We start from the raw sequence: 8,518 nt of genomic DNA, 5'->3' as shown, positions 1-8,518 counted from the left end.
ATCGCCGCTTGGCGAATCAGTCAGCCGCGCGAATCGTCCTTTCGCGCCGGCCATGGTGACGCCTGCCCCGGCACGGTCATCCAGGCGATGATCGCCGACAACAGACAAAGCAGCGTCGTCACCACGGCAACCGCGGCAAAAGCCGAATCGCTGGCGGCAATCCTTGTCGCGTTGATGTCGGTCGCAAGCCCCGCCATGGCCGGCTCGCCGAAACCGGGCATGCCGGAGGCATTGCCGGTGATCCGCGCATAGACGAATGCAGCGAGCGAGCCCATCGCCGCCACCGCGATGAGGCCGCCAACACGCGAGACGGCGTTGTTGATGCCGGAGGCCGCCCCCGTATCTTTGTCTTCGACCGATGTCATGACGGCAGTCGACAGCGGCGACACGACCAGTGCCATGCCTAGCCCCATCAGCGCCATCAGCGGAAAGGTGCCGGTCCAGAAATTATGGATGCCGGCATAAGTGAGCAGCGCAAGGCCGGCAAAGGCGATGGCGACGACGAGGCTGCCGCCGGCGATCGGCAAGCGCGGACCGATCCGGTCGGACCACTGGCCGGCCGGGCCTGACAGCAGCGCGATCAACACCGACAGCGGCAGGAAGATGAAGCCGACCTCGGCCGAACTCAGCCCCCAGCCCGCGATCAAAAGCATCGGCAGGTAGAACAGATTGGCCGACAGCGCGAAATAGAGGAAGAAGGTCGCCAGATTGGCCCCGGCGAAAGCCTTGATGCGAAACAGGCTGAGATCGATCATCGGTTCGCGATGCCTGCGCTCATAGAGGATGAAGACGACAAGCACAACCGCGCCGGCGATGATAGCCGGGCCCGACATCAGCCCGCCGCCTTCGGCATTCATCGCCGTCAGCCCGTAGGCCAGCGCTCCGAAGGCGAGCGTCGCCAGCCCCGCGCCGCCGAGATCGAGGCCGCGCTTTTCGGTCGGCTGGTCGGCCGGGATCTTGGCCAGCAGCAGGTAGATCGAAACCAGCCCGAGCGGCAGGTTGACGGCGAAGATCGCGCGCCAGACGCCGTTGCCGAAGGTCGACAGCACGAAACCGCCGAGCACCGGGCCAAGTGCCGTCGTCAGCGCCGAGGCGGCTGCCCAGATGCCGATCGCCCGGCCGCGCTCTTTTTTCGGATAGGCCTTGGCGATTATGGCGAGGCTGCCCGGCACCATGATGGCGGCACCGATGCCCTGGATGGCGCGGAAGCCGATCAGTATCGTCGGATTGGGCGCCAGGGCGCAGGCAAGCGACGCGGCGATGAACAGCGCGATACCAACCACGAAGGCGTGCCTGAGGCCAAATCGGTCACCGGCCGCACCTCCCACCAGAATCAGCGCCGACAGCGTCAGCGCATAGGCGTTGGAGATCCACTGCGCTTGCGCCAGACTGGCGCCGAGATCGACGCGCAAGGCCGGTATGGCGATCGCCAGGACCGAGCCGTCGATGAAGCCGAGCGCCGAAGCCAGGATCGCCGCGATCAGCACGAACCTGCGCTGCGACTGCGGACAGAAGGTTCCGTTCCGAACGGGCCCGTTCAGGGCCGCAGCTTCGCCTGGAGATGTCATGGAGCCTGCTTAGACCTCCGCTGCCCCTGCAACAACCGGCCACAGCCTTGCAGTCCTTGAAACCAGATTCGAGCTGGCCGCATGGATAGGAGCCACCTCTGCCCCGGATGCAAACGGCACATGGCATGTTAACGTTCCACGCGGAGCACCACGCAAAGAGGGGAAGCCGCATGAAACGACCGCTTGAACCGACGGCCGAATCGCGCGGGCGCATTGTCGGCATCACCGATGGCGTCTTCGCCATTGCGCTCACGCTGATCGTGCTGGAGATCAGGGTGCCGTCGCATGAGGCGGTCCATTCGGAAGGCGAGCTGCTCTCGGCGATCGTGGCGCTGGCGCCGCGTTTTCTGACCTATGCGCTGAGCTTTTTGACGCTGACCATCTTCTGGTTCGGCCAGCAGGCGCAGCATGGGCTGATCGCAAAATCGGACCGGCGGCTGGCGACGCTGAACCTGTGCTTTCTCGCCTTCATTGCGCTGTTGCCGTTCTCCACCGACCTTCTGGCCGACTTTCTCGAATTCAGACTGGCGGTGCTGGTCTACTGGCTGAACCTGCTGATGCTCGGCGCCACCTTGCTTGCCAGTTGGTGGTACGCCGAAAAGAACGGCTTTTTGGCCGAAGGCGTCGATGCCGAAACGACACGCACCGTCTACCTGCGCATCGTCAAGGCGCAGATCCTGTGGGCGATCGGCGCAGCGCTCTGCCTCTTCAGCCCGCTGCTCAGCGTCGGCTTCATCCTGGTAGCGCAGCTCGCTTATGCCGTCGCGCCACGCAGCTCACTGCTGCGCAATATCATCGGCTGAAGATCCGCCGACGAATTCGACGGTAACGCCCGGCGACACCAGCTTGGCGAGCTCGCGCGCGTCCCAGTTGGTCAGGCGCACGCAGCCGTGGCTTTCGGTCTTGCCGATCTTGGAAGGATCGGGCGTGCCGTGGATGCCGTAGGTCGGCTTGTCGAGCGCGATCCACACCGAGCCGACCGGCCCGTTCGGCCCCGGCGGAATGGTCAGGACCTTGTCGTTATCGCCCTGCTTGAAATTGATGCTGGGGTTGTAGGTGTAATTGGGGTCGAGCGCGACGCGCGACACAGTATGCGTGCCGGTAGGCGACGGTGTGTCGGCCGAGCCGATGGTTGCGGGATAGGCTGCGACCAGCTTGCCGCCCGCATCATAGGCATAGACTTCCTTCTTGGTCTTGTCGGCGACGACGCGCGCGACCGGCGTCGACACCAGTTGGCCGAAATTGGCGACCTTGATGATCGTGCCGGGCCGACTGAAATCGAGGCCTTTGTTGATCGACTTCAGATAGTTCTCATCCATGTGGAAGCGCTCGGCGAGCGCCTCGGTGACCGAGGTGTAGCCCATGCGGTCGAGCCGGGCTTTCTGGCTGTAGTCCTCCGGTATCGAGGCGACATAGGGGCCGGCCGCGTCTTCCGGGGTGATCGTGTAGGAGGCGAAGGCATCGCCGCCGGACTGCGACAGTGCCGCCTGGATGCCGACGGCGTCGGTCGATTTCAGATTGCTGCCGTTGATCTGGTTGTAGGCGGCCAAAGCCTTATCGACATTCGAGCCGAAGCGCCCGTCGATCACGCCCGGCGAAGCGCCGCCGCGGTCGAGCAGCACCTGCAGCGCAGCTATGTCCTGACGCGCCCCGAGCGACAGCGACGGATCGACGGTGGCCTTGCCGCCGGTATCCGGCGGCAGCGCGGCCTGCGTCTCCGGGTTGACCTGCAGAACTTCGCCCTGGCCAGGCTGCTCCGGACCGATCGATGCCTCATCCAGCGGCTGGCGCTTGATGGTGTTCGACTTTGGCGCCTCCGGATAGGTGGTGGCATACCCTTCATCGTTCGGCGCCGGCGGATAAGCATCGACCGAATTGTCGTTATAAGGATCGTTCTCGTCGACCGGCGGCGAAATGACCCTGCCGTTCTCTTCCAGCTGCCTGCGGCGGAAGCGGGCCATGTCGTCGGGATTGTCGAGATAGTAGCGGTCGTCGTCCTCGACCGGCGCGCGCCCGAGCTCCTGCATCCGCAACTGGCGGCGCAGCGCCCGGCGATCGAGCCGGGTCTGCGGCGGCTGGATGGCGATGACCTTGCCGGTGTCGGCATCGACAAGCACCCGGTTGCCCCTGGCATCGTAATAAATGTCGATATTGCCGTCTTGGGCAAGCAGGAGCGCGCCACGCTGAGCGGGCCGAACCGCCTTCTGCGCGTCATCCCCGCTCGGCGCCGCGAACACACCGGAAGAGACCAGCCCGGCCGCGAGTGCCGAAAGGGAAAAGATCGTGCGCAGCATGTGAGTCAGGCTCTCCGGTCGGCTCGGTCTTGGCGGGCGAAGCTTTCGCCAGCAAACCAGTTACCAAAATTAAGGGTCCAACATGAACCGGGCATGAAGATGGCGGATTTCCGACGTTTCACCATGATCCCGATCCGAATGTCAGCGCAGTCCCAGTTCGCTGCGCGCCTGTTTCGTCAGCTTCGCGACGACCAGGCGATGGCTTTCGCGCAGGTAGTCCTTCAGCGCCGCATCATCCATGCTCTGGCTTGTCTGGCGCTGGATCCATTTCATGCCGCGCGAGGCGAGATAAGGCGCGGGCCGGCAACCAGGCTGGTCCTTCAGCACATCATAGGCCATCTCGGAACATTTGAACGAGACGAAGACTTCGCCCTCCCGGTCGTGTCCACCGATGGCGAACACCTTGCCGCCGACCTTCCAGACATGAGCGCCGCCCCATTGCACGACATGCGTCGCGGCGGGCAGCGAGGCACAGAAGCCGTTATAGTCCTCGAGCTTCATTGGATTCGCGTCCCTTCCGATAACCGAGATCGGTATCGGTTTTGCGGTAGGGCCCCGTCAAAAAGCAAGAGCGCGCTGCACCGATCCGGTGCGACGCGCTCCTGTGCATGCACTTTGGCTCGATCAGGCCGCGGCTTCGGCCGCCACCACGGTCGGCTTCGAGCGGAAGTTCAGCCGGTCGGAGCCGGCGGTGACCTTGACGGTCGAGCCGTCGAGGACTTCGCCAAGCAGGATCTTCTCCGCCAGAGGATCCTGCAGTTCCTTCTGCATCACCCGCTTCAGCGGCCGCGCGCCATAGGCCGGGTCGTAGCCCTTGGAGGCCAGCCATTCGATCGCGTCGTGATCCAGCGACAGCGTGATCTTGCGGTCGACGAGCAGGTTCTCCAGGCGCTTGAGCTGGATCTCGACGATGCGGTCCATATCCTGCCGGCGCAGCCGGTGGAACAGGATCACCTCGTCGACGCGGTTGAGGAACTCCGGCCGGAACGAGGCTCTGACCACGCTCATCACCTCGTCGCGCACAGCATCGACATCCTGGTCCTCACTGAGGTTGACCAGATATTCGGCGCCGAGATTGGAGGTCATGATGATCAGCGTGTTGCGGAAGTCGACGGTGCGGCCCTGGCCATCGGTCAGGCGGCCGTCGTCGAGCACTTGCAAGAGCACGTTGAAGACATCCGGATGCGCCTTCTCGATCTCGTCGAACAGCACGACCTGGTAGGGCCGGCGCCGCACCGCTTCGGTCAGCGCGCCGCCTTCCTCATAGCCGACATAGCCTGGAGGCGCGCCGATCAGCCGCGCGACCGAGTGCTTCTCCATGAATTCCGACATGTCGATGCGCACCAGCGCCGTCTCGTCATCGAACAGGAAGTTGGCCAGCGCCTTGGTGAGTTCGGTCTTGCCGACGCCGGTGGGCCCCAGGAACATGAACGAGCCGATCGGCCGGTTCGGGTCCTGCAGCCCGGCGCGGGCGCGTCGCACGGCCTTTGAGACCGCCTGCACCGCCTCGCCCTGGCCGACGACGCGCTTGCCGATCTCGTCTTCCATGCGCAGCAGCTTGTCGCGCTCGCCTTCCAGCATCTTGTCGACCGGAATGCCGGTCCAGCGCGACACGATGTGGGCGACGTGATCGGGGGTGACCACCTCTTCCACCATGCCGGCCTTGCCGTCCTGGGCTTCGGCTTCCTTCAGCTTCTTGTCCAGCTCCGGGATCCTGCCATAGGCAAGCTCGCCGGCGCGCTGGAACTCGCCCTTGCGCTGGGCGATGGCCAGTTCGTTGCGCGCCTCGTCGAGCTGCTTCTTCAGATCGGCCGCGAGCCCGAGCTTCTGCTTCTCGGCCTGCCACTTCGAGGTCAGCGTCGTCGATTCCTCCTCGAGGTCGGTGAGTTCCTTCTCCAGCCGGGCAAGCCGGTCCTTCGAGGCATCGTCCTTCTCGACCTTCAGCGCCTCGCGCTCGATCTTGAGCTGCATGATGCGGCGGTCGATCTCGTCCAGCGCCTCGGGCTTGGAATCGACCTGCATCCGCAGCCGCGACGCGGCCTCATCCACCAGGTCGATCGCCTTGTCCGGCAGGAAGCGGTCGGCGATGTAGCGGTTGGACAGCGTTGCCGCCGCCACCAGCGCCGAATCGGAGATGCGCACCTTGTGGTGCTGTTCGTACTTCTCCTTCAGGCCGCGCAGGATCGAGACGGTATCCTCGACCGTCGGCTCGTCGACGAAGACGGGCTGGAAGCGGCGGGCAAGGGCCGCGTCCTTCTCGACATGCTTGCGGTATTCGTCGAGCGTGGTGGCGCCGACGCAGTGCAGTTCGCCGCGCGCCAGCGCCGGCTTCAAAAGGTTCGACGCGTCCATGGCGCCATCGGCCTTGCCGGCGCCGACCAGCGTGTGCATCTCGTCGATGAACAGGATGATGTTGCCGCTCGCAGATGTGACTTCGTTGAGCACGGCCTTCAGCCGCTCCTCGAACTCGCCGCGATATTTGGCGCCGGCAATCAGCGCGCCCATGTCGAGCGCCATCAGCTGCTTGTCCTTCAGCGATTCCGGCACGTCGCCATTGACGATGCGCAGCGCCAGGCCTTCGGCGATCGCCGTCTTGCCGACGCCCGGTTCGCCGATCAGCACGGGATTGTTCTTGGTGCGCCGCGACAGCACCTGGATGGTGCGGCGGATCTCGTCGTCGCGGCCGATGACCGGGTCGAGCTTGCCGGAGCGGGCGTCCGCCGTCAGGTCCCGAGCGTACTTCTTCAGCGCATCATAGCCCTGTTCGGCATTGGCCGAATCGGCGGTGCGGCCCTTGCGGACATCGTTGATGACCTGGTTCAGCGCCTGCGCGGTGACGCCGGCCTTGGCCAGGATGTCGGCGGTCTTGGCCGACTTCTCCATGGCGAGCGCCTGCAGCAGGCGTTCGACGGTGACGAAGCTGTCGCCGGCCTTCTTGGCCAGTTCCTCAGCCGTCGAGAAAACCTTGGCCAGCGGCTGGGCGAGGTAGAGCTGGCCGTTGCCGCCTTCCACCTTGGGCATGGCCTCCAGCGCCGCCTCGACGCCGAGCTTGACGTCGCGGACATTGCCGCCGGCGCGCTCTATGAGCGAGGCGGCGAGGCCCTCGTCGTCGTCGACGAGCACCTTGAGCATATGTTCGGGGGTGAATTGCTGGTGGCTGCGCGAGAGCGCCATGGTCTGCGCGGACTGGATGAAACCGCGCACGCGCTCGGAATATTTTTCAAGATTCATAAGTGTCTCCTTCCATCACCGGCCCGCTTTGCGGCACCGGATCAGATCGCGGTGACGGACCCGCTCGTTCGAGCCGGGCCCTGTTCAGGCGAGATATGGTGTATGGGCCCTGGTCCCTCAAGACGCTTTGACATCGATCAACGCAGAATATTCTAGCCGCGTGCAAACGAAAACGGCGAAGATTTCTCTCCGCCGTCCGAAAGCCTGAAATGGCGCGTGGATCAGTTGTTTGCGTCGGCGTTCACCGGCTCCCCGGCGTTCGCCGGCTCATTGCCGCGCGCCGGCTCACCGGCGCTGACCGGCTCGCTGGCGACGGTCTCGCTTGGCGCGGGGTTCGCGGCTTCGGGCGCGTTGCCGGCGGCTTCACTGCCGGCGTTCGTCGCGTTGCCGTCTTCGGCCGGGCTGTCCGTCTGATCGCCCTGCTCCGGGCGCGGCCGGCGCGTGCGCCGGGGCCGGCGCGCGCCGCCATTGTCCATCGCGGCTTCGTTGCGCTCCGCCTGGGCGGCAAGGCCGGCCGGCGAAAAACTGTCGAACGGCGGCGCCGCCTCGGCCGGGACGCCTGCCTCAGTGGAAGCCACCGGCTGCGCCGGTGTCTCGTTGCGGCGGTTCTGGTCGAACTGCTGGTTCTCGCCGCGCTGGCCGTTGTCGCGCTGGTTGTTCTGGCCGTACTGGCCGTAGCCGCCATTGCGGCGGTCGCGGTGCCTGTCGCGGCCATTGTTGTCGCGCTGGTTATTATCGCGCCGGTTGTTGTCGCGGCCGTTTTCCTGGTTGTAGGCGAGTTCCGCCGGCGTGCCATCGATCACCGGCTGCGGCCCGGCCCCGTTCACGGCCGGCGTCTCGCCGGCATTGGCGTTGCCGCCGCTGTCGAACTCGTCGCGATCATCGTCCATGTCGTCGTCGAAATCGTCCCGGTTCTGCTGGGCGTTCTGGATCGGCATCTGCGCCTGGGCGGCGGCAATGATGCGATTATAATGTTCGGCGTGCTGGAGATAGTTCTCCGCCATCACCCGGTCGCCGGAGCTTTGCGCGTCACGGGCAAGTGTGGCGTATTTTTCGGCGATCTGCTGAGCCGATCCGCGGATCTTCACGTCCGGACCGTTGCTCTCGTAATTGCGCGTCAGGGGATTAGGTCCCTTGCGGTTTTGGTTGCCACCGCCGCCGTTGTTGTTGCGACCGCGCATGCGCCTGTTCTGCTGTTGTGGCCTCATTCGACTCTCTTCATATTGAAATTTTCGAAAAACTCTTCACGAACGGAGGCGCTCATGCAGCCAGCCGCTTCGTTTCTTCACCGGCGTTCGCCCGCATCGATTGCGTTGGCGCCACGTGCCATCCTGTTCCGGTTACTTCACTTGCCGGACGATTCCCGCACGAAGCTTGGGCGTCGTTTTGCGCAAGAAGGCAGCTATTTCCAAGGAAAACCGAATC

General features: G+C 64.7%; 7 protein-coding genes (1 of these 7 running past the window's edge). 2 read left to right on the top strand and 5 right to left on the bottom strand.

What is annotated here, in order from left to right; translation table 11 throughout:
- A protein-coding gene (locus FJ974_RS07525) for a M23 family metallopeptidase (RefSeq protein WP_181177145.1) crosses the window boundary here: on the top strand, position 1 shows a 1-nt sliver of it. It extends 1,967 nt beyond the left edge of the window; a 1-nt sliver of its 1,968-nt coding sequence is all that appears in the window; its start codon lies off the left edge, out of view; only part of the stop codon is in view: it crosses the left edge, with 1 base visible at position 1.
- A 19-nt stretch (positions 2 to 20) separates the two neighbouring features.
- Here FJ974_RS07525 and FJ974_RS07520 read toward each other — a convergent pair whose 3' ends face one another.
- Positions 21 to 1,568, bottom strand: coding sequence for an MFS transporter (locus tag FJ974_RS07520; RefSeq protein WP_140533739.1), 1,548 nt, complete (start codon positions 1,566 to 1,568; stop codon positions 21 to 23).
- Between the two features lie 170 nt (positions 1,569 to 1,738).
- On the opposite strand from FJ974_RS07520, the gene FJ974_RS07515 reads away from it, so the two are divergent.
- Complete coding sequence (locus tag FJ974_RS07515; protein WP_140533740.1) at positions 1,739 to 2,371, top strand: TMEM175 family protein; 633 nt, start codon at positions 1,739 to 1,741, stop codon at positions 2,369 to 2,371.
- Here the strand turns inward: FJ974_RS07515 and FJ974_RS07510 are convergent.
- The 4 genes from FJ974_RS07510 to FJ974_RS07495 form a co-directional block, all read right to left on the bottom strand.
- Entirely contained in the window at positions 2,345 to 3,862 is a 1,518-nt protein-coding gene (locus tag FJ974_RS07510) for a L,D-transpeptidase family protein (protein ID WP_140533741.1), read from the bottom strand. The two genes, FJ974_RS07515 and FJ974_RS07510, sit on opposite strands and share 27 nt — an antisense overlap.
- Before the next feature lie 141 nt (positions 3,863 to 4,003).
- The gene (locus FJ974_RS07505) at positions 4,004 to 4,363 is read right to left on the bottom strand and encodes an MmcQ/YjbR family DNA-binding protein (RefSeq protein WP_140533742.1); all 360 of its coding nucleotides are present in this window, start codon (positions 4,361 to 4,363) and stop codon (positions 4,004 to 4,006) included.
- Between the two features lie 123 nt (positions 4,364 to 4,486).
- The gene (clpB, locus tag FJ974_RS07500) at positions 4,487 to 7,093 is read right to left on the bottom strand and encodes an ATP-dependent chaperone ClpB (protein WP_140533743.1); all 2,607 of its coding nucleotides are present in this window, start codon (positions 7,091 to 7,093) and stop codon (positions 4,487 to 4,489) included.
- A 221-nt stretch (positions 7,094 to 7,314) separates the two neighbouring features.
- Complete coding sequence (locus FJ974_RS07495) at positions 7,315 to 8,301, bottom strand: DUF4167 domain-containing protein (RefSeq protein WP_140533744.1); 987 nt, start codon at positions 8,299 to 8,301, stop codon at positions 7,315 to 7,317.
- Positions 8,302 to 8,518 lie beyond the last annotated feature (217 nt).

Source organism: Mesorhizobium sp. B1-1-8 (assembly GCF_006442795.2).
Lineage (GTDB): Bacteria > Pseudomonadota > Alphaproteobacteria > Rhizobiales > Rhizobiaceae > Mesorhizobium.
Note: the sequence above shows the minus strand (reverse complement) of the source record. Positions and strands in the feature narration are given on the sequence as shown.

Excerpts from the sequence above, each read along its gene's own strand:
- FJ974_RS07510 (WP_140533741.1), bottom strand. The coding sequence starts at position 3,862 with ATGCTGCGCACGATCTTTTCCCTTTCGGCACTCGCGGCCGGGCTGGTC.
- clpB (WP_140533743.1), bottom strand. The coding sequence starts at position 7,093 with ATGAATCTTGAAAAATATTCCGAGCGCGTGCGCGGTTTCATCCAGTCC.
- FJ974_RS07515 (WP_140533740.1), top strand. The coding sequence starts at position 1,739 with ATGAAACGACCGCTTGAACCGACGGCCGAATCGCGCGGGCGCATTGTC.
- FJ974_RS07495 (WP_140533744.1), bottom strand. The coding sequence starts at position 8,301 with ATGAGGCCACAACAGCAGAACAGGCGCATGCGCGGTCGCAACAACAAC.
- FJ974_RS07505 (WP_140533742.1), bottom strand. The coding sequence starts at position 4,363 with ATGAAGCTCGAGGACTATAACGGCTTCTGTGCCTCGCTGCCCGCCGCG.
- FJ974_RS07520 (WP_140533739.1), bottom strand. The coding sequence starts at position 1,568 with ATGACATCTCCAGGCGAAGCTGCGGCCCTGAACGGGCCCGTTCGGAAC.